We start from the raw sequence: 19,499 nt of genomic DNA on the forward strand, positions 1-19,499 counted from the left end.
TCAACGCGACTGCTTTTTATTTTCAAGTTCATTATAAATCATGAGATTTCATAGCGTGAAATGATACTACGAATAATATAAATTGCTAAAAATACAAATCGCGTTCGCCTGCTTCCAGTCGTTCCAGTCTGTCAAGCGTCAAACGGCGCGTTGATTCACGTGGTATACGCTCCAGATTTTCTCGCAGAGCGGCAGCTCCCAGTTCACGTGCCTCCTCATCCCCATAATCCAGCAGATATTCTTGGAAGGTCAGCAGCGAATTCGGCTGGCATACATTATGAATTTGTCCTGATTTGGCAAGCTCCATGAAACGATCTCCAGTTCGCCCCTCACGGTAGCAAGCTGTGCAGTAGCTCGGCATATATCCGCCACGGCACAGACTTTTAATAATTTCCGATGGTGAGCGATGATCCCCCACCTCAAATTGAGGCTTATCATCAGTTTCCTGTTTTGCATATGCCCCTACGCCTGTAGCTGAACCTGCACTAATCTGCGACACGCCTAGACCAATGACGCGGTCCCTATATTCCGGCTCCTCGCGCGTGGACAGGATCATTCCAGCATAAGGGACAGCCAGTCGAAGAACGGATACAATTTTCATAAAATCCTCATCGTTGACCAGGTACGGATATCGCTCCAGATCTACATTTTCAGCCGGACGCAATCGTGGAACTGAAACCGTATGGGGGCCACAGCCAAAGGCTTCTTCCAAGTGCTCGGCATGTTTCAGCATCGCTACGGTCTCATAGCGGAAATCATACAAGCCGTACAACACACCGATCCCCACATCATCTATACCCGCACGCATGGCTCTGTCCATGGCGGTAGTATGCCAATCAAAGTCCCGCTTTGGTCCCTGTAGGTGGAATTTACGATAGCTTTCCCGATGATACGTTTCCTGAAATAAAATATACGTACCAATGCCCACCTCTGCCAGTTTCCGATAGTCCTCCTCGGTTGTGGATGCAATATTCACATTGATCCGCCGAATGCTGCCGTTATCCACCTTGACCTCATAGATCTGGCGCAGACAATCGACGATATAGTCAATGGGACAATGGACTGGGTCTTCTCCCGCTTCCAGCACGAGTCGCTTGTGTCCCAGTTCTTGAAGCACTCTAACCTCCTCCACCAATTCCTCCGGTGTCAGACGGCTACGAGTAAAGCTGTCATTGGTATGTTTATAACCACAATATTCGCAGTTATTCACGCAGTGGTTGCTTACATATAAAGGGGCGAACAACACAATCCGGTTGCCATAAATTTGCTCTTTGACTGCCCTCGAAGATTTGAACATCTCTTCCAATAATTCAGGATCATCCACATGCAAAAGAGCCGCCGCTTCACTCGCACTCAGTCCCCGGCAGGCTCTCCCCTTTTCTAAAATTTCTAAAATACGGTGTCGATCTGTTGCCTCTTGTTTCCCCTGCTCCACTGCTGCCATAATCTCTGCTTCATTAATAAAATCCGCCGACACTTTCTCCCGTACTCCACTCACGTATACCCATCTCCTTATTTATGGTTACTGCAATGTTTCCGTCATAGCCTCACAAAGTTTCCTGTCTCATAAGTTGTCGTTGCACCCTCAAACTATCACCGCGCCCCATATCGACTTCAAATCCCGCTCCACGAATCCGCATCTCCAGGCAATGACGACATTGGGCAGACTCATCTCCCAAACATATTTTATTCTCATAAATCGCATACTTAGGCCTCACCGCCAGTGGCGACAAATTGGGCATCACCACATTTGCCCCTGCTTGAAGCGCCTTCTCCCTGCCTTGGGGATGAATCGTTCCCATTGCCGTGGACGCCGGAATAAGTGCATCTGGAACAACCAGTCGGGATAACGAAATAATATCGAGAGCCTTTTCCATGCTCCCCTGACTGGCATCCCGAAGCGGCGTGTTGCTATGCGGTAAAAAAGGACCAATCCCGATCATATCTGGTGACAGGCTATGCAGATAGACCAAATCGTCTGCTAATTCACTATTTGTTTGTCCTGGTAACCCCACCATACATCCGGCCCCGATCTGAAAGCCGATTCGTTGCAAAGCCAGCAGACGGCTGCGCCTGCTTTCCATCGTCATCGTCGGATGCAGCTTGGCGTACAAACGGGGGGAAGCTGTCTCATGCCGCAGCAAAAAACGGTCCGCGCCCGCCTCGTATAATTGCTCATAAGTTTCATCATCCCGTTCACCGATGGACAGTGTGACTGCCACATCCGCGAAACGGCTTTTAATTTCTCGAATCAATTTCGTCAGCCGGGCTGCTGTAAACCAGTAATCTTCCCCACTTTGCAGCACAAAGGTCCGATAGCCGAGTTCATAGCCCTCCGCACAACAGGCCAGAATTTCTTCCGGCTGCAAACGGTAACGATCTGCCTGTTTATTCGAAGCACGCAGCCCACAGTACATGCAGTCCTGACGACATATACTGGAGAATTCAATTAATCCCCGTAAAAAAACACCTTTGCCATAGCGCTCCAATTTGGTGCGAGCTGCCAGGTGCCTCAGTTGAGCCCGCAGCGTCGGCTCATCATCCAAACGTGTCAGCAACTCCATCATTTCCGTATGCGTCCATTCCTTGCCGTCAGCCAGACGCAGTAATAATTCGTCCGTGACTCATCCCTTCTTCCCTCGTCCATCCGGACTTCACATCATCAGCGGCTTGTACCGTACATGTATTATTCTAGCAATATCGAAGAAGATGTAACGTGACTAGTTTCACAAAAAATCCCATTTTATAAAAACCTTCTTCAACTTCCGCCTCAAAAAATACACATTTAGCTCAACACACAAAAAAGCTGTCTCTTCCTCTAATGGAAGAAACAGCCCTTGTCGATGGTTCTGCATATTACTGAATCAAATCAATTGCCTGCTGGGGTACAAAATAATCAACACCGTTAAATACAACTACACCGTTGAGCGTGGTATTTTTACCATTCAGCATAGCAATATTTTTGTATACCGGAAGCTCCAGCTTGTTACTGCCTTTGGTCACTGTAATGACTTTCGTATCCGCAGTAAACTTGGCTCCTTTAGCTTCAAAAGCGGCTTTTGCAGGAACAAAAAGCTGCTTGCTGACTGTATCCAAGTCCAGTCCAAGTACACGTGTCATATACTTATTTACATCCGTATTGTCGATTACACCGGATGGACGGTCTCCGTTCGGCGCGTACGTGTACAACACGACATCGCCTCCTGTATGTCCGCCTGTAGTCCAGCCAATATTCGCACGTTTGCTAATGATCGGTCCGACAGCATAGTTCATGCTGCCTTCTTTGGCATCTTTAATGGTTTTCACTTCTTCGTCTGTCAAATCGGTGATGCCAAAATACGTGGAAAGCACCTCTTTAATATTGCTGCGATCTGCATTCAGCTTGGCTTCCAAGCCTTCACCCGTCAGCTTCGCTTTTTTCAGCGGGTCTATAAAAGAAGCTAAAGGCGTTTTGTCATAATTGCTAGTTGTATCGCTGCTACCAATCGTCAATCCACCGTTTCCGTGGTCTGTCACTGCTACGACGACAGTATTTTGGTTTTGTTTGGCGTAATCCACAGCAACTTTCACCGCATCGTCAAATGAAAGCACGTCACTAATAATTCCGGTTGGATCATTTGCATGGGCGGCCCAATCCACTTTACTGCCTTCTACCATTAAGAAGAAGCCTTTATCGTTTTTGGACAACACATCAATGGCTTTCGATGTCATTTCCGCCAGACTAGGTTCCTTGGATGCATCGCGATCCAGGTTATACGCAAGGGCTTCGGGAGAAAAGCTGCCCCAGAGCTTGCTGGAGGTCGATTTTTTCAACCCTTCAGGTGTCGTGACAAAGTCATAACCCTGGTCTTTAATTTGGGCTACCAAATCTTGGCCATCTTTACGCCCTGCTGCCTCCAAAAACTTGCCGCCTCCACCTAACACTACGTCAACCCCGTTGTAGGCTTGCTGCATGCTGAGTGCATCATAATTTTTACGATCAGGATAATGTGCGGTAAAATCAGCTGGTGTCGCATGCATAATCTCGGAAGTCGCAATAATTCCGGTCGATTTTCCTGCCAGCTTGGAAGCCTCAAGAATGGAAGCTACAGGCTTTTTGGCGTCACCCACTGCAATGGGTTGTTGTCCAGGCATTGTCGCTTCATCAGGAAGGACACCTACATACCCAGTATGTGATTTATGTCCTGTGGCAAAAGCAGTACCCGCTGGAGCAGAATCGGCAATTGGAGCATCCGCAGAATGCGTACGCACCATGCCGCTTGCCATGCTGTCTAACGTTAAGGAGGATCCTTTGTACCATCTAGCCAGTGCAGTGGCGTCATTAGCCATACCGTCTGGAATCAAAATAATTACGTTTTTAATCGACGTGTCCTTTTCGACTGCCATCGCCGTCCCACCGCTTACTGCTAGCATCATCGTCGCTACGAGTGCAGCCACCGATTTTTTCGTATGTATCCCCCAACATTTTAGCATTCATTTTCCTCCCAGACCTTTTTTGTACAACCAGAACTAAGATTAATTATGTTTTATCAGGAGAATGTTAAAGGAATTCATTATCTATATTAAAAGACGATATTTGTGACAAAACGCTTCATCTATATAAAACTTGTGACACATGAGATTCGTCAGGACTGGGCATTTAATTTTATTATTGTATAATCAGTCTATGATGTAATAGGAAAAGCTTATAAGATAAGGAGCATGAAATTCGATGGAATTCAGACAGCTTCAGTACACCCTGCAAATTGCAGCGGAAAAAAACTTCTCACGCGCAGCAGAAAAACTGCATATTGCTCAGCCTTCTTTGAGCCAACAATTGTCCAAACTAGAAAAAGAACTTGGGGTACTTTTATTTCAACGCAACACCAGCACGGTGGAATTAACACATGCAGGAGCAAGCTTTGTAGAAAAGGCAAAAAAAATAGTTGATGCAGTCGAGCAGCTCCGGCAGGAAATGGACGATATTTCTCAGCTGCGAAAAGGGAAGGTCGTCGTTGGCAGTATGCCTATCACAGGCTCCCATTTGCTGCCGCATGTGCTGCCTGTATTCAAGAGGGCTCATCCAGACATTGAAATCGTGTTAGTCGAAGATTCATCCATGAATCTGGAGAAAAAAACGGCAAGTGGCGATACAGATCTCAGCCTACTCTCTCTTCCCTTAGTAGAACCTACACTTTCTTATGTACCCATCGGTGAAGAATGGATTGATCTCGCTGTTCCTCCGGGTCATCCCCTAGCCCTGCGTAAAAATGGTACCCAGTCGCAGCCAGTGCATATGGAAGAACTGAAAGACGAGCCTTTTGTCGTCCTGAAAAAAGGGCAAGGCTTTCGCAAGCTGACGATGGATCTATGTCATCAAGCAGGCTTTGAACCCAATGTGGTGTTTGAAAGCACTAATATGGAGACCCTTCAATCGCTCGTAGCGACAGGTATGGGCGTGACACTCGTCCCACGTTTTATCGCACGGGCCGCCAGTAGCGAGTTTGTTCCAGCATTGCTGCCACTCGCCGAACCTACCCCCAGCCGTACCCTGGCCATTGCTTACCGGAACGGACGTTATTTGTCTAAAGCTGCCGAAGCTTTTATTGATACCTTCCGAGAAACGGTCGAGCAACTTTCTCAAAAGTAGCCTCGAACGTGAAAAGGACCGTCTTCCTCCCCAGCCCAAGCCAGAGAGGAAGACGGTCCTGGGGCTTCGCCCCTATACTTTCAATACTGCAATTAGATCACTGGTTCGATTACACTGTTGCGATGTTGCTTCCATCTGTCTTCAACGAACCACATTTCATGTTCATTTGAAATTCATGTCAGCCTCGCCTGATTACTCTACGCTTGCTCGGAAACTCCACTTTATCCATCCCGCATCACTTCTTTCCTTAAGGTCTCTAGTCTTGGTATCCAAGAATGTCCTACCTCAGTTCCAATGTGCTGTGTGATCCCAAAGTGTCTGTCCTCGCCTTGTTGTGATCAGGGTCTCCCTAGATGTGGTGGACTTTTGTCCTGATCATAGCCCATTTCATAGTTGTTTCCGACAACCTGTCTATTTAAGCCTCTCGGCCGTGACAGGCCATCCCTATTCGCCAGTTCGGATCTACTTTGGTTATCCATCGTTATCAACCTCCTGGTGTCGGGATACTATTATAATACACCTATGGGCTGTATCTGAAACAGGTATCATAAAAAACTTTTTTATGATCGAGAAGAACCAAATGCTTGCTGTACCTCGGCTTCACTCACTTGTGTTTTAAAGACCAATTTCGAAGGATCTTGAGGTGAATAAATGACCTCTATAATGCTTCCTTGCTGCAGCTTGGATAGTTGGGAAGAAAAAACATCCTTTTGCGTGGTTACATTAAAGGTATCGCCGTTGCTTTTCGTTACACTCAGCGTAAATTGAAGCTTAATTTTATTGGATCCCGCTTCACCCATGGGTGTAACATCCAGCACCTTTGCATATGCCTGCTCACCGGTTTTGGCAATTTCCATCAGCTCGGGCGATACGCCCTGCTTAACCATTTGCTCATTCATTAACGCTTGCAAATCCGTCTGCGACACCTGCCCTTTCAGGTCAAGTCCTACTTTCTTTTTGTCTTTCTCCGATATTACGAGTGGAATGATCGAGCCTGGCTGAAATTGAGCCATGGAAGTTAAAGGAATAATCGTCGTCAAAGCAGTATCATATTTGTCTTCTCCCTGTTTGGTTACGGTCAACCCAAGCTTTACCTGCGGCTGATTGTTTACATAAGTCCCTGTTTGCTGAACACTAGTAATGATCCCTACCCCAGGAGCACCCTTCTTGACTTTACCCCCTCCGAAAAACGCACCTATAATACCAGGTAGAAATATAAGCGCAAAGCCTGTATAAATTAACGGCCGATACCACGGAGCATCCATAATCAAAAATGGATCATTCCATAAGTAGTTAGCCAAGAATGGTGAGAAGCCTACACCAAACACTAGAAGTACCCCGATCATACTCAAAAATCCTTTCATCCTTCAAAACCCCTTTTCAATCATCTGTTTAAAATATATGTCAGCAAGATAGGGTGAAACACCTCATTCATTTTACGCTGTCACCAGACCCATATAGATCAGCTCTGATGGATTTATCGGGTTGCTTCCCAGACCCACCGTATCTCCCGGCCGCGGAATTTGCAGCTTGGATACGAGCGTTTCCAACGTTTTTTGGTATCGATTGCCGTTAATTTCTGTCACATCTAGCACTAGCACCACGATCGGATCAAAATTCACGAGCTTCCCGGTATCTGTTACCGAAATAACAACCGCAGTCGCTGCCATCGCCAAACCACCGTTAGCCGCTGTTTGAGCTTGTCTTGCCGAATTTAGGCTTTGGTTGATCTGTTCCCGATGCTCTTTGGGTACTAGACCTTTCATAAATAATCCTGACAGGCCTTTATTCATCAGTTGATCTGCTTGTTCTATCGCATCCTGCTGTTTTTTCTTTTTACCGAAAAAGTTCATCATGTGGTTGCACCTCGTATTTTGTATTGTCGTACCTTATGAATTCAGTATAGAAGACGGTTCCTGACATCACAATACGTTTTGGCGCATACAAAAAAAACCGGAAAAACAGGAGCTTCAACCTGTATTTTGTCGGTTTATTTTTGAACTTTGGCACGGTTCGCACAAAATTTTGCACACTTCCGAGTATTCTTTCGAACGATCTATCCGATAGTTTTGTGAAAAGCGAATGATTTCTGACTATTTTTTTCTTAAAAGATAGACCAATTTACGATAATACGCAGATGATTCTTTATAACGACGACTGTCCTCGGACACCACAGCCAGCGTTTCATATAACTGTTCAAGCCGCGCTGGATGCTGAAGAGCTTCAAAATAAGGTAAGCATTGCAAGGCATGCATCCAAAAGGCGTCCTGATTTCCCTGAGCAAGCGCAAGCTGGCTTTCATAAAAATCAAGCCCCATTTGCTGGTCTGTTGTCAGATTGGTTTGGCGAAGCTGATCCAAATGCTGTGAGAGAAGCCCCCAATTTTTCCGCACAAACGCAATCTCACAACGATATATCAGCGTAACGGGCAGCATCATCTGCTGCATTTCCTCCCGCTCCCGACTCACCAGCGCTTCAAAACGCCCTACTTCCTCCAATGCCTTGTCCAGCTCTCCAATCGATGTCAGCATAATAATCCGGTTGTTCAGGATGGTCGTGAGCATATCTGCCGCATTTTCCAAATAGACCAGATTGGCCTCAGCCATAGACAGCGTTAACAGTGCTTCCTGTACAGAACCCATGGCAAAACAATATCCGCTGTAAGCTACATACAGGCCCGTCAAACGGTGAAAAAGCCGATCATCATACACCCTTCGCATCGTCTGCTCGAATACCTGCTTCGCCTGATCAAATTGCTTAACCTGAATGCAGGCCTCCATCATAATGTTTTGCGCATTGAGCCAGTTTTCCGTCCCCTCTTCCACCAATCGGATTAACTGCGTAACGTTATTCAGCACATCATAATAATGATTTTTAGAGCGGAAATACTGGATTTTATAAAATAAAATTGCTTTTTTTAGCGGTGCGGGCAGCTCCACCTCATCCGAACGACCAAACTTCTCCAAATAAAAATTCAAATAGGTTTGATGTAAATATTCATAGGCCGTTGGGTCATTTAATTGTTGGTAATAAACAGCCTTCATCAAATAAGTCGTCATTTCCACCACAAGCGAATCGTTGCGATCCTCCAGCTGATCCACATAGCCTTCCGTGGCAGGATTAGCCAGCTTGGACAGCTCTGTAAAAATCTTATCCGCTGTAGCCAGCGTTTCCTCATCCTCTGCCGCTGCACGTAAGAGATACGATGGGTTTACACCTAAACGCCCAGCAATTTGCTCGGCCAGATCCTCTGCCAACGGGTAACGGTCAGCCAGTATATTCGCAAAATGTGCAGGTGTCACCAGCCCGTCTACCAGCTCTTTACGGGACAGGTTTTTCTTTTTACACAAAAATTCAATGCGTTCCTTAAGCATGGAGTATTCCTTTCTACACTGATTATCGGTCATACAGTGAGGGACGCCGATCTTCAAACACCGGAATACGACCACGCACGTCCTGCACCAAGCCAGACTCAATCGTTCCTGTGAGAATCTCCTCCTGCTCTCCGCCCTCAGCAATGATTTCTCCCCATGGATCAATAATAAGCGAATGCCCGAAGAAATCAGTATCTCCGCTGCGACCTACCCGGTTACAAGCAATGACATACATTTGATTTTCTATAGCACGTGCGGTCAGCAAGGTGCGCCAGTGATGCAGCCGAGGATGAGGCCATTCTGCGGGTACGATCAGCAAATTTGCGCCCGACAGGGCCAAACTGCGGGCTAGTTCAGGAAACCGGATATCATAGCAGATCGACGCACCTGCCTGAATCCCATCATCCAATGCGAATAAAACCTTTTCTTCGCCAGGCTGCAAATATTTTTCTTCATCCATAAGTCGGAATAGATGAATTTTGGAATATGAAGCAACCTCTCTGCCTGTTCGGTCAAAAACAAGCATCGTATTATACACATGACCGTCGCTTTTTTTCTCTGCGATCGACCCAGCTACTACGTTCACTTGGTGGGTGGCAGCGAATGCTGCTATCCATGCCCGGGTCTCCGTTCCTTCCTTGTCCGCCAGCTCATGAATGCGATCCAAGGCATAGCCTGTGTTCCACATTTCTGGCAGGACAATCAGATCCGGCTTCAGTTCGGCTTTCATCGCTTGTTCCATTAAAGCTCGGATATGACTGCGGTTTTCCGGGGGATTTCCTATCTCTATGTGAGCTTGTATGAGTGCAACACTGAACGGCTGAGCTTCCTGATACGTCAAAATCCTTCATCCTCCTTGTGAGCCGGAGCTTCTCGTGACCCATTGTCCGGTATTTTCTCCCATCATAGCCCGACCAGTCTGGATTACGCAACCATGCAAGCTTAATTCCCCCTATACAGCTCGGTAAAATCGTGATAGATTATTTCTTAAACTATTCCAAAAGGTCGTGTGAATTGATGGCTCATTTTTCTATTCCTTCCTCTGACGTCATGAAACAGTTACCCACTCAATTTTTTGCCACACTTGTACAAAATGTAAACCGTGAAATCGCGGCGGGGCATGATGTCATTAATCTCGGACAGGGGAACCCCGATACCCCCACTCCTTCTCATATTGTAAAAGCTTTGCAGGAATCAGCAGATAACCCGCTATATCATAAATATTCGCCATTTCGCGGTTATAGCTTTCTCAAGGAAGCCGTTGCCCAGCGCTATCAGGAGGATTACGGTGTAACGCTCAATCCTGAAACCGAGGTCGCCATCCTGTTTGGCGGAAAAACGGGTTTGGTTCAGCTCCCACAAGTCCTACTCAATCCCGGTGATGTATGTCTCGTCCCTGATCCCGGTTATCCGGACTACTGGTCAGGTGTAGCCTTGGCTAAAGCGGAAATGTCTTTTCTGTCATTAAAGGAAGAGAATCGTTTTCTGCCCGACTATGAAGCCATTTCCGCGGAAGACCGCCGCCGCGCTAAGCTAATGTTCCTTAACTATCCGAATAATCCTACCTCGGCTACTGCTCCACTTTCCTTTTACGAGGATACGGTTGAATTCGCGCAACGTAACGGCATTGTGGTTGCCAGTGATTTTGCCTATGGCGCTATTGGATTTGATGGCGAACGTCCGGTAAGCTTCCTACAGGCTAAGGGTGCTAAAGACGTGGGGATTGAGTTCTATACCTTGTCCAAAACGTACAATATGGCGGGCTGGCGTGTTGGTTTCGCGCTCGGTAATGCCGAAATCATCTCGATGATTAACCTGCTGCAGGATCATATTTATGTAAGCTTGTTTGGCGGCATTCAGTCAGCGGCTGCGACAGCCTTAACGGCCTCGCAGAACTGCGTAAGCGAGCTGGTTGCCCGTTATGAATCGCGCCGTAACGCTTTTTATGATGCACTTGGGCAAATCGGCTGGAAGGCGACACGCCCAAGTGGCTCCTTTTTCAGTTGGTTGCCTGTGCCGCAGGGCTATACTTCTACTTCTTTTGCCGATCTGTTGTTGCGGGAAGCCAAGGTGGCTGTCGCTCCAGGGATCGGCTTCGGGAGTGGCGGCGAAGGATATGTGCGAGCGGGGCTGCTGAGCTCAGAAGCTCGACTGACCGAGGCGGCTGATCGAATTGGCAAGCTAAACCTGTTTGGTTAATCCGTATTTTCCAGCTACAACTTCTTTGCCAAACCTGGTCTTTTCGTGGTATTCTGTATCCAATATCATTTAGCGCGTTGAAGGGACTATTAAGAGAGACCCGGTCCTGTTCAGAGAGTAAATTCCGATAGGCTGCAAGAATTTACCTGGACTCTCTCCCAACTCCTATCCCCGAGCGCCCTGCGCAATCAGGCGGCCCCTGCCGTTAACAGGTTTCAAGTGGGATGATCATGAATCATCAATGAAGGTGGTACCGCGGAAGCACAAACTTTCGTCCTTTGCATACAAAGGATGGAAGTTTTTTTGCATTAAAAAGAGTAAAATTAAGGAAGTGGACGTCATGTCAACACGTATCGTCATTAAAATCGGTAGCAGCTCTCTAACTGGAGTGGAAGGTGGCTTGAATAGGGAAGCCATCGCTTATTTTGCCCGGGAAATCAGCTTGCTTCGCGCAAAAGGTCATGAAGTGCTGCTGGTTACATCAGGCGCAGTAGCCGCGGGATTCAGAGAGATTGGGTACCCGTTTCGCCCTAAGCTGCTACATGAAAAGCAGGCGGCAGCGGCTGTTGGCCAAGCTCTTCTCATGCAGGCCTATGAGCAGGCTTTTAAAGATTTTGACCTAGTGATCGCGCAAGTTCTGCTAACCCGTAGTGACTTTTTGAGCCGCAAACGGATGAACAATGCCGGAATGACCGTAGAAGAATTGCTGCGCCAGCAGGTTATCCCGATCTTTAACGAAAATGACACGGTATCAATTGACGAATTGAAATTCGGCGATAACGATATGCTGTCCGCGCTGGTTGCCAATCTGGTCAAAGCTCAGCATCTGATTATCATTACGGACACCGATGGCGTATATACGGCAGATCCGCGCAAGCATCCGAATGCCGTACGTTTTGAACGTATCGAAGAAATTACAGAGGAGATTTATGCATTAGCTGGAGGTTCTGGATCGTCAGTAGGTACTGGCGGCATGCGATCCAAGATCGAAGCTGCCAAAGTCGCTACACGCGGCGGTGTGCCTGTATATGTGGGACGTGTAAGCGCGAATGGCGATCTAGACGCAGCCGTTGAAGGACACGGACCGGGAACATATTTTGACACTCACCTCTCTTCACTTCCGATGAAAAAACAATGGCTTGGATTTATGTCCACCCCTCTGGGCGCGGTGCATGTAGACGAAGGGGCCGAGGACGCGCTGGTTCACGGAGGACACAGTCTACTTCCGGTTGGCGTACGACGTGTCGAGGGCAGTTTTCATGCCGGAGATGTCGTTGAGGTGCTCGGATCGGAAAATAAAGTGTTAGGACGCGGCATCGTCAATTATGACGATGAACAGCTTCGAATGGTACAAGGATTACCGAGCGGTGAGGTTGTGGGCAAAATTGGTCCCATTCACCGGCTTGAGGTGATTCACAGGGATGAATGGATTACATTATGTATGTAGGGAGGCCGTAACATGAGTGATTTAACGACAAACACAGCTACAACCGAGGAGAATCAGTTTAGCGAAGTACGAACCAAAGCGAATCTTGCCAAAAAAAGTGCCGGGGTCATGAACCGCCTGACTACAGCACAGAAAAACGAAGCATTGCTTGCTATGGCTGAAGCTCTAGTAAATCATACTGAAGAGCTGATTGCAGCAAACCATAATGACCTGAAACATGGACGGGAATTGGGAACATCGGAATCGCTGCTCGACCGCCTCACGCTGACCGAGGACCGAATCGGGGCAATTGCCGAAGGATTACGCCAAATTGTGGCACTACCTGACCCGGTCGGCGACACCCTTGAGCAAATTGAACGTCCAAACGGTCTGCGAATTGAGAAGATACGTGTGCCGCTGGGTGTCATCGGCATCATATATGAAGCGCGTCCAAATGTAACCGTGGATGCCGCGGGCCTGTGCTTGAAAACAGGTAATCCGGTTGTGCTACGCGGTGGTTCGGCCGCCCTCTTCTCCAACCGCAAGATTATCGAAGTACTCCAGCAGGCACTAGACGCAACAGCTGTGCCACGTGAGGCACTTCAACTTATTGAAGATTCAGACCGTGCCTCGGTCAACGAAATGCTCACCTTGAACGGCTTGCTGGATGTAATTATTCCACGTGGCGGGCGTTCACTCATTCAAAATGTTGTTCAGAACGCTACCGTACCTGTCATCGAAACCGGAGCAGGTGTGTGCCATACCTTTTTGGACGCTACAGCGGATGCAGCAATGGCCGAAGCGATTACACTGAATGCCAAGGTGCAAAGACCGTCCGTGTGTAACTCGATGGAAACATTGCTCGTACACTCGGATTATGCAAAAGCACACTTAACAGGATTGGCAGAACGCTTTCGTGATGCAGGGGTTGAGCTACGCGGCTGTGCACGCACACGAGAATTGGCTCCTTGGGCTGTTCCTGCCACAGAAGAGGACTATGGCACCGAGTATAATGATTACATTATGAACGTCAAGGTCGTGGACAATCTGGACGAAGTACTGGAGCACATTGCCCGTTACGGTACGATGCATTCTGAGTGTATTGTCACCGAGGACCAAGCCCATGTCGAGCGTTTTCTGCAAGAAGTGGACGCGGCAGCCGTGTACCACAATGCCTCTACCCGCTTCACGGATGGCTTTGAGTTCGGGTTTGGTGCCGAGATCGGAATCAGCACACAAAAATTACATGCCCGTGGTCCAATGGGATTGCCTGCCTTGACTTCAACCAAATATCGCGTGTACGGTACTGGACAAATCAGGGAATAATAACAAAAATCAATCCGTATCCTTGGAGGTTATGAATCTATGTGTGAATCACAAACAAAAGTTTTAATTAACGAGCAAATTACGTTTTTCGGGGCAGGATCAATGGCAGAGGCTATTATTCGTGGAATGACGGCTCGTTCTGTCGTTAAACGTAGTGGTATTACCGTTATCAACCGCAGTAATCAGGCTCGTCTTGAGGAACTTCAAAAGCAATATGGAGTCTTGTACCAAACCGAGGATGCCGCCAAAACCGAGCTTCTGCGTCGTTCTCCGGTCATTGTACTTGCCATGAAGCCCAAGGATGCTGCACAAGCACTTGGACAGCTCGGCCCACTTCTGTCTGATGAGCAGCTGATCATATCGGTCATCGCTGGATTGTCCATTCGTACGATGCAAACCTTACTGGGTCGCAAGCAGCCGATCGCACGGACGATGCCCAATACATCCAGCTCGATTGGGCTGGGAGCTACAGGCATTAGCTTTTCCAAAGAGATCAGCGAAAACCAGCGTAAAAATGTGCTTACGATGTTCGAATCTGTAGGTACGGTGACGGTTATAGAGGAAGAGAAAATGGATGTTTTGACCGGGATATCTGGAAGCGGCCCTGCCTATGTCTACTATCTGATGGAAGCCATGATTGCCGGGGGAATCCGTGGTGGCTTGACCCCTGAGCAAGCGCACGAACTAACGGTGCAAACCGCGCTTGGAGCGGCACGCATGGTACAGCAAACCGGAGAGGAGCCTTCTGCCCTTCGCCACAAAATCATGTCTCCTAATGGCTCTACAGTAGCTGCATTGGAAATGCTGGACAAAGGTGACTTCTACGAAACGGTGATTGCGGCGGTGCAGCGGTGCGCTGAACGATCCCGCGAGATGGGAGCTGTACTCAAGGAGGGAATTGAATGAGCTATTGCTTGGCGACCTACCGTGTATACGATGACAAAGCCGATTTTAACCAAAAGGCCCAATCTATTGCCATCGGCATGACGGTGGGCAGCTGGACTGAGCTCCCGCAAGCCAAACGGGACGCGATGCAAAAGCATCTTGGCTCGGTTCATTCTGTGGATATTCACGATGGAGGTCCCGGTGAACGGTACGCGGACCTGACCATCGCTTACCCGGATGTCAACTTCAGCCGGGATATTCCCGCACTGCTGGTCACAGTCTTCGGCAAAATTTCGATGGACGGCCGAATTAAGCTAACGAAGCTGGGTTTCTCGGAAGCCTTCCGCTCTGCTTTTCCGGGACCGAAATTCGGTATCAGCGGCTTGCGCGAGCAGCTCGGCGTGCATGATCGCCCTCTGCTCATGAGCATTTTCAAATCTGTGATTGGCCTCGATTTGGACGAACTTCGTGAACAGTTTACCCGGCAGGCTCTGGGTGGCGTTGATCTGATCAAGGATGACGAGATCTTGTTTGAAAATGCGCTGACACCAATTGAGAAACGTGTCGAAGCCTGCATCAAAGCTGCCGAAGCGGCTGAGCGTGAAACCGGTAAAAAGCTGCTGTATGCGGCTAATTTAACGGGGCCGACCTCGCAGCTTAAGACGCAAGCTCTCAAGGCCATCGACGCGGGTGCCAACGCGTTACTGTTTAACGTGTTGGCCTACGGTTACGATGTGCTGCATGAACTTAGCAGCGATCCCGCCGTCTCGGTGCCAATTGCTGCCCATCCTTCGTTAGCGGGAGCTGCTTATCCGTCGCCACATTATGGTATATCGGCGTCCGTTCTACTTGGTCAGCTTATGCGGCTGGCTGGCGCTGACCTCGTCCTCTTCCCTTCTCCCTACGGCTCAGTGACGATGCCGCATGAGGAAAACATGGCGATCCGCGATGAGCTGATCACCCCTGATCTACCGCTGAAGGCCAGTATGCCTGTCCCTTCCGCAGGGATTCACCCGGGCCTCGTGCCGTTAATTGTACGTGACTTTGGTACTGACGTTGTTGTCAACGCCGGGGGTGGGATTCACGGCCATCCGCTGGGTACAGAAGCTGGTGGGCGCGCCTTTGTGCAGGCGATTGAAGCCGTACAGCAGAATGTCCCGCTGGCAGAATACGCCCGTACTCACCCTGAGCTGCAATCTGCGCTCGACATATGGGGAGGTGAACGATGAGCACAGCAAAGAAGCCCGTCATTTTTTGCGATTTTGACGGGACAATTACGAACAGCGACAATATTGTCGCCATTATGAAGCATTTTCAGCCTGCAGGCTGTGAGCCCATCATGCATCAGATCGTAAATGGGCATACATCCATTCGTGAAGGCGTAGGTGCGATGTTTGCCTTGATGCCTTCGGAGCAAAAGGACGAAATTATCTCATATGTACTTGGACAAGCTGGTATACGCGAGGGCTTTGCCCGCTTTTTGGACTATGTACAGGAGCAACAGATTGAATTTTTTGTTACCAGCGGCGGCATTGATTTTTTTATTGATCCATTGCTAAAACCATTCGATATTCCACACGACCACGTCTATTGCAACAAAGCAGATTTTTCCGAGGAGCGCATCCAGATTACGTGGCCGCATCCATGTGAGGAGCCGTGTGCAAATGACTGCGGCATGTGTAAAACGACTGTGATTCGTCAATACCCTTCCGAACAATATGAACGGATTTTGATCGGCGACAGCCTAACCGATTTTGAAGGAGCTAAAATTGCCGATCTTGTGTACTCCCGTTCGCATCTGACTTTAAAGTGTCAAGAACTTAGCGTACCACATGTACCCTTTGAAACATTTGATGACATTATCGAGGATTTAAAGCAAAAACAGGAGCAAGGGGTGCTGTAAATGAGTTTTAACTTGGCAGACATTTCATTGGAAGAAAAACGCCGCGCACTGGAAGAACTCGCTGATGTCAAAGAACTATTCGCATCTCGCAACTGGTTCCCAGGCACAAGCGGCAATTTGTCGATCCGAATCGGTGACTTTCATCCCGAACAATTTTATTTTGCAGTTACCGCCAGCGGCAAAGATAAAACCAAGCGCACTCCGGAAGATTTTCTGTTCGTAGACCAGCACGGAAAAGCGGCAGAAGCGACAAACCTCAAGCCAAGCGCAGAGACCCTTATACATTGCGAAATTTACCGCCTGACAGGTTGTGGAGCCGTTTTTCATGTGCATACCGTGTTTAACAATCTGATTTCCGAATATTATGGTGAGCAAGGCGCTGTACCTATCCAAGGTATTGAGCTGATCAAGGCTTTTAACATTTGGGAAGAAAATGCTGCGATTGATATTCCTGTGCTGCCTAATTACGCGGATATTGCCTCGATTGCCAGGCTGGTGCCTGGTGTACTGAATGATCAGGTGCCTGGAATTTTATTGCGTAACCACGGCATTTATGCGTGGGGCCGTGATGTATTTGAGGCTAAAAAGCATTTGGAGGCGTTTGAATTTTTGTTTGAAACGACGTATCGCTCCCTGCTGCTGAAAACTTTGAAGTAAATAAACTCATAAATCTCAAAGATGTGTATCATTATTTGTAAAAACGGTTATTGAATATCGAGAACGGGGCCTGAGTGAAAAGCACGGTACGTTCTCTTTTTTATTAAAAAAGTTTCCTATCCTAGTGGTGACATAAAATCTTAGTTGAGGTGATAGGGCTCTTCGGGTAAAAAATACGACAAATCATTGCAATTAATTTTTTTAAATGATAGAGCTCCTTTGAACTACATACCATTTATAATTACCAACTTTAAAATAAAGTTGTTGTCGTCAGATTTTGTACATTCAACATACTGTACTAAATCGATTGACGATGGAAATAGGTCATTAAGAAGTTCCATTTGGAAACTAAACGATGGTCAATGGCAAATGTTTTTTCATCAGGGAACTCCAACAAAATAGGGACTCATTTTAAACAGTTGGCTCTCGAAACACCACAATAATATCAACATTCAGATTAAACATAGCCTTCATAAAGGAAATGTGATGAATAAGAATCCTTCCGATGTAATTTTAGGCGTGCTGTAAAAAAAGCGCCCCCTATTGGGGACGCTCCAGCGTGAATTGCTCTCCTAGCTTCGCATAATTGTTCCCAGCCAACCGACTTACTGGACGCAACTCCTTAGCAATCACATACGTATTTTGGTACGCTTCCTCGGATAAATGATACTGTACTACGCGTCCGATTAACAGATCACAAGCAGGTGTGTCCTCCTTGCCTCCTAGCGGTATCACCTGTTCCAGAATACATTCCATGCGTATTTTCGCTTCTGTCACACCGGGAACTGCGATTTTTGTACTTTTTATCGGGGTAAGCCCTGCCAGTGTAACCTCACTCTCCTGCGGCGACAAACGGGAAGCCGTCACATTCACCGCTCCCACATTGTCCTCGTCTGTGATATGTACGACAAAAGCTTTATGCTCCATCGCATTACGTGCTGTATCTTTGGATACTCCATCGACACGTTGTACGGATACAGACAGCAGTGGCGGCTCGGAGGCAACGATGGAAAAATAACTGAACGGCGCACCATTCAGCACCCCTTCGCTGCTCAAAGTCGTTACAAAGGCTACCGGCCTTGGGATAATACTTCCGGTCAACAGCTTATAATTTTCACGCCCTGTAAGCGTATCAGGATTCAACGAAATCATTTTTCTCCCTCATTTCCGATCACAATCGCTATTCGACTGCACACCATCAAGTTTCGCCTGACAAGCAAATGCACCATTAGTTAGCGACATGGATGACATCTCAGGCTTCCTTTTCAAGTATCGCGTGAATGATACAAAATGTAAAGTTGGAGCCGGAAAATCTCCCTATTTTTCAATTATATTTCCTCGGCTATCGCGCACAGTAACCGTAATTCCCTCAGGTACAGCAATCGTAACATCAAGCTGCTGCTGAGTCTGCATGAACCGTGTCGGAATTTGACCCAGTAATACATACAAGGTATCGCCGATTTGCTTGGTCTGATATAAATCTTGACCCTTTATTTCGTCCTCTTTGCCTGTGTATACATAACTTCCGAACACATGCACTTCCGGTGAGCTGGTTGCGTCAATTTTGACCGCATAAGGATCTTCTCCCTGTACAATCACTTTGTTCACTTCGGCAGGCAGTTTTTCATGCCAGTCTGGGAGAACCCTTGTTTCCTGAACCGAACTCATTATTTCTCTGACTTGCGGAGTGATCCCCAATGAACTGACCAAGGCAAATCCGATACAGCAAAAAACCAATACCGCCGTAATAAACATACTGAATACATCATAACGAATACGCTCACGCGTCCCCTTCCAAGCAGTATACATTAAAATTTCCAAACCCAGCAAAACAAAAACGACAGGCCACCAGGTCAAAGCCTGGTCCAGTATGCCCGCTCCCCAAAACTTGGAGGCAAACGTTATGCTCCCCAGCAGGACGAGGAAAAGTCCCATGGACAGCCTTCCGACTTTCCACACCCCTGCCGGAGCGTTTGACGCTTTAGAGGAATTATTTTTGTTAGATGATGTACCCAATATACCTGTGGAGCCTCCTCCATCGCTCTGAGGATGATGGGCTCCCTTAAAGGGAGCCTCACTCTTTGAAAATTCAGTATCCAT

Annotated in this window: 18 protein-coding genes; 8 read left to right on the forward strand and 10 right to left on the reverse strand. The window is 47.6% G+C overall.

The window, feature by feature from the left end; genetic code table 11:
- Nucleotides 1-85 precede the first annotated feature (85 nt).
- The 3 genes from hydG to MKY35_RS14745 form a co-directional block, all read right to left on the reverse strand.
- On the reverse strand, nt 86-1,498 hold the full coding sequence (gene hydG, locus MKY35_RS14735) for a [FeFe] hydrogenase H-cluster radical SAM maturase HydG (protein WP_013310651.1): 1,413 nt from the start codon (nt 1,496-1,498) through the stop codon (nt 86-88).
- 49 nt (nt 1,499-1,547) lie between these two features.
- A complete protein-coding gene (gene hydE, locus MKY35_RS14740; RefSeq protein WP_342446655.1) occupies nt 1,548-2,600 on the reverse strand; it encodes a [FeFe] hydrogenase H-cluster radical SAM maturase HydE in 1,053 nt (350 codons plus the stop codon).
- 256 nt (nt 2,601-2,856) lie between these two features.
- Nucleotides 2,857-4,473 (reverse strand): alkaline phosphatase, encoded by a 1,617-nt coding sequence (locus MKY35_RS14745; RefSeq protein ID WP_342444116.1) that lies wholly within the window; start codon nt 4,471-4,473, stop codon nt 2,857-2,859.
- A 238-nt stretch (nt 4,474-4,711) separates the two neighbouring features.
- Here MKY35_RS14745 and MKY35_RS14750 point away from each other — a divergent pair, with 238 nt between their 5' ends.
- The gene (locus MKY35_RS14750) at nt 4,712-5,629 is read left to right on the forward strand and encodes a LysR family transcriptional regulator (RefSeq protein ID WP_342444117.1); all 918 of its coding nucleotides are present in this window, start codon (nt 4,712-4,714) and stop codon (nt 5,627-5,629) included.
- 338 nt (nt 5,630-5,967) lie between these two features.
- On the opposite strand, the gene MKY35_RS14755 is transcribed toward MKY35_RS14750, so the two are convergent.
- From MKY35_RS14755 to MKY35_RS14775, 5 genes are all read right to left on the reverse strand, one after another.
- A complete protein-coding gene (locus MKY35_RS14755; protein WP_165082404.1) occupies nt 5,968-6,108 on the reverse strand; it encodes a hypothetical protein in 141 nt (46 codons plus the stop codon).
- 81 nt (nt 6,109-6,189) lie between these two features.
- Nucleotides 6,190-6,993 (reverse strand): hypothetical protein, encoded by an 804-nt coding sequence (locus MKY35_RS14760; protein WP_318627179.1) that lies wholly within the window; start codon nt 6,991-6,993, stop codon nt 6,190-6,192.
- 72 nt (nt 6,994-7,065) lie between these two features.
- Nucleotides 7,066-7,485 carry a hypothetical protein gene (locus MKY35_RS14765; RefSeq protein ID WP_209947399.1) on the reverse strand — a complete coding sequence of 140 codons (420 nt, stop codon included), beginning with the start codon at nt 7,483-7,485 and terminating at the stop codon, nt 7,066-7,068.
- Between the two features lie 237 nt (nt 7,486-7,722).
- The gene (locus MKY35_RS14770; protein WP_039271150.1) at nt 7,723-9,003 is read right to left on the reverse strand and encodes a helix-turn-helix transcriptional regulator; all 1,281 of its coding nucleotides are present in this window, start codon (nt 9,001-9,003) and stop codon (nt 7,723-7,725) included.
- A 22-nt stretch (nt 9,004-9,025) separates the two neighbouring features.
- A complete protein-coding gene (locus MKY35_RS14775) occupies nt 9,026-9,844 on the reverse strand; it encodes a carbon-nitrogen family hydrolase (RefSeq protein WP_342444118.1) in 819 nt (272 codons plus the stop codon).
- Between the two features lie 176 nt (nt 9,845-10,020).
- Here MKY35_RS14775 and MKY35_RS14780 point away from each other — a divergent pair, with 176 nt between their 5' ends.
- The 7 genes from MKY35_RS14780 (at nt 10,021) to MKY35_RS14810 (ending at nt 17,399) form a co-directional block, all read left to right on the forward strand.
- Entirely contained in the window at nt 10,021-11,202 is a 1,182-nt protein-coding gene (locus tag MKY35_RS14780; protein WP_342444119.1) for a pyridoxal phosphate-dependent aminotransferase, read from the forward strand.
- Between the two features lie 241 nt (nt 11,203-11,443).
- The gene (proB, locus tag MKY35_RS14785; protein WP_342444120.1) at nt 11,444-12,649 is read left to right on the forward strand and encodes a glutamate 5-kinase; all 1,206 of its coding nucleotides are present in this window, start codon (nt 11,444-11,446) and stop codon (nt 12,647-12,649) included.
- A 12-nt stretch (nt 12,650-12,661) separates the two neighbouring features.
- A complete protein-coding gene (locus tag MKY35_RS14790) occupies nt 12,662-13,954 on the forward strand; it encodes a glutamate-5-semialdehyde dehydrogenase (protein ID WP_039271142.1) in 1,293 nt (430 codons plus the stop codon).
- 39 nt (nt 13,955-13,993) lie between these two features.
- A complete protein-coding gene (gene proC / locus MKY35_RS14795) occupies nt 13,994-14,860 on the forward strand; it encodes a pyrroline-5-carboxylate reductase (RefSeq protein ID WP_029517386.1) in 867 nt (288 codons plus the stop codon).
- A complete protein-coding gene (locus tag MKY35_RS14800) occupies nt 14,857-16,068 on the forward strand; it encodes a 2,3-diketo-5-methylthiopentyl-1-phosphate enolase (protein ID WP_039271138.1) in 1,212 nt (403 codons plus the stop codon). Before proC ends, MKY35_RS14800 begins: the two co-directional genes overlap by 4 nt.
- Nucleotides 16,065-16,742, forward strand: coding sequence for a 2-hydroxy-3-keto-5-methylthiopentenyl-1-phosphate phosphatase (locus tag MKY35_RS14805; RefSeq protein ID WP_039271136.1), 678 nt, complete (start codon nt 16,065-16,067; stop codon nt 16,740-16,742). The genes MKY35_RS14800 and MKY35_RS14805 overlap by 4 nt, the downstream gene beginning before the upstream one ends.
- Nucleotides 16,743-17,399, forward strand: a complete 657-nt coding sequence (locus tag MKY35_RS14810; protein ID WP_039271134.1) for a methylthioribulose 1-phosphate dehydratase — start codon at nt 16,743-16,745, stop codon at nt 17,397-17,399. It abuts the gene before it with no gap.
- A gap of 540 nt (nt 17,400-17,939) precedes the next feature.
- Here the strand turns inward: MKY35_RS14810 and MKY35_RS14815 are convergent.
- Together MKY35_RS14815 and MKY35_RS14820 are read right to left on the reverse strand one after the other, a co-directional pair.
- Nucleotides 17,940-18,551: a flavin reductase family protein gene (locus MKY35_RS14815; RefSeq protein ID WP_029517382.1), complete on the reverse strand. Its 612-nt coding sequence runs from the start codon at nt 18,549-18,551 to the stop codon at nt 17,940-17,942.
- Between the two features lie 165 nt (nt 18,552-18,716).
- A complete protein-coding gene (locus tag MKY35_RS14820; protein ID WP_069011514.1) occupies nt 18,717-19,499 on the reverse strand; it encodes a hypothetical protein in 783 nt (260 codons plus the stop codon).

The organism is Paenibacillus sp. FSL L8-0638, from assembly GCF_038593075.1.
In the GTDB taxonomy this organism is placed as follows: Bacteria; Bacillota; Bacilli; order Paenibacillales; family Paenibacillaceae; genus Paenibacillus; species Paenibacillus polymyxa_D.

Bases quoted from the DNA above. Each gene is read 5' to 3' on its own strand.
- MKY35_RS14815 (WP_029517382.1), bottom strand. From the start codon at position 18,551: ATGATTTCGTTGAATCCTGATACGCTTACAGGGCGTGAAAATTATAAG.
- MKY35_RS14780 (WP_342444119.1), top strand. From the start codon at position 10,021: ATGGCTCATTTTTCTATTCCTTCCTCTGACGTCATGAAACAGTTACCC.
- MKY35_RS14810 (WP_039271134.1), top strand. From the start codon at position 16,743: ATGAGTTTTAACTTGGCAGACATTTCATTGGAAGAAAAACGCCGCGCA.
- proC (WP_029517386.1), top strand. From the start codon at position 13,994: ATGTGTGAATCACAAACAAAAGTTTTAATTAACGAGCAAATTACGTTT.
- MKY35_RS14790 (WP_039271142.1), top strand. From the start codon at position 12,662: ATGAGTGATTTAACGACAAACACAGCTACAACCGAGGAGAATCAGTTT.
- MKY35_RS14805 (WP_039271136.1), top strand. From the start codon at position 16,065: ATGAGCACAGCAAAGAAGCCCGTCATTTTTTGCGATTTTGACGGGACA.
- MKY35_RS14755 (WP_165082404.1), bottom strand. From the start codon at position 6,108: ATGGATAACCAAAGTAGATCCGAACTGGCGAATAGGGATGGCCTGTCA.
- MKY35_RS14800 (WP_039271138.1), top strand. From the start codon at position 14,857: ATGAGCTATTGCTTGGCGACCTACCGTGTATACGATGACAAAGCCGAT.
- MKY35_RS14760 (WP_318627179.1), bottom strand. From the start codon at position 6,993: ATGAAAGGATTTTTGAGTATGATCGGGGTACTTCTAGTGTTTGGTGTA.
- MKY35_RS14745 (WP_342444116.1), bottom strand. From the start codon at position 4,473: ATGCTAAAATGTTGGGGGATACATACGAAAAAATCGGTGGCTGCACTC.
- proB (WP_342444120.1), top strand. From the start codon at position 11,444: ATGAAGGTGGTACCGCGGAAGCACAAACTTTCGTCCTTTGCATACAAA.
- MKY35_RS14750 (WP_342444117.1), top strand. From the start codon at position 4,712: ATGGAATTCAGACAGCTTCAGTACACCCTGCAAATTGCAGCGGAAAAA.
- MKY35_RS14765 (WP_209947399.1), bottom strand. From the start codon at position 7,485: ATGATGAACTTTTTCGGTAAAAAGAAAAAACAGCAGGATGCGATAGAA.
- MKY35_RS14770 (WP_039271150.1), bottom strand. From the start codon at position 9,003: ATGCTTAAGGAACGCATTGAATTTTTGTGTAAAAAGAAAAACCTGTCC.
- MKY35_RS14820 (WP_069011514.1), bottom strand. From the start codon at position 19,499: ATGGATACTGAATTTTCAAAGAGTGAGGCTCCCTTTAAGGGAGCCCAT.